We start from the raw sequence: 606 nt of genomic DNA on the forward strand, positions 1-606 counted from the left end.
TAAACCACGAGGAAAATCCCATGCCAAAATTATCTATATTCCCATCATCTTTGTCAACATCTCGTTCATTCACTTCTGTCTTATCAAGAGATAATTTAAAGCAGCATGCCATTGATTGTGGTGCTTTAAAAAGAGAACGTAAGTTCTCTATGTCAGACTACATTCTGTCATCTCTTTCTCTGATGAGTAAGTCCACAGAAAAGTCTGAGTTTACTTTATGCTCTGTGCATAATGCTTACCTTAGATTCTGCAGAAAAGCAGGTAAGGAGCTTATTTCTCACAAGTGTATTCATAAACAGCTACAGTCAGAGAATACCCTTAAAGTAATCAAGAACATGTTATCTGAGCTAATGACTGCATCTTTTGGCAAGAGCTTTCTTAAAAAGATTAAGAAGTTCATTAGCGGAGATTTAAAGTCTTTACTTATAAAGCTCGGAGTAGATGACATCATCTTAGTTGACGGAACTGAAATTGACCTGTCATATTCATGTGCTGATAACTTCGACTGTAAAGGCAAAGGCAGACCTCATGCTGATGGTACTCCACCAAGACCTGGTCTAAAGCTTCATATAGCATTCTCTCTTGTAAAACAAAGCTTCGTATATG

At 37.1% G+C, this 606-nt stretch carries 1 protein-coding gene; it reads left to right on the forward strand.

The window, feature by feature from the left end; translation table 11 throughout:
- Nucleotides 1-20: 20 nt before the first annotated feature.
- On the forward strand, nt 21-606 hold a 586-nt coding region (locus J5V48_RS09840), incomplete at its 3' end, for a hypothetical protein (RefSeq protein ID WP_219938482.1).

The sequence above is a fragment of the Succinivibrio faecicola genome, from assembly GCF_019448115.1.
GTDB classification, from domain to species: Bacteria; Pseudomonadota; Gammaproteobacteria; order Enterobacterales; family Succinivibrionaceae; genus Succinivibrio; species Succinivibrio faecicola.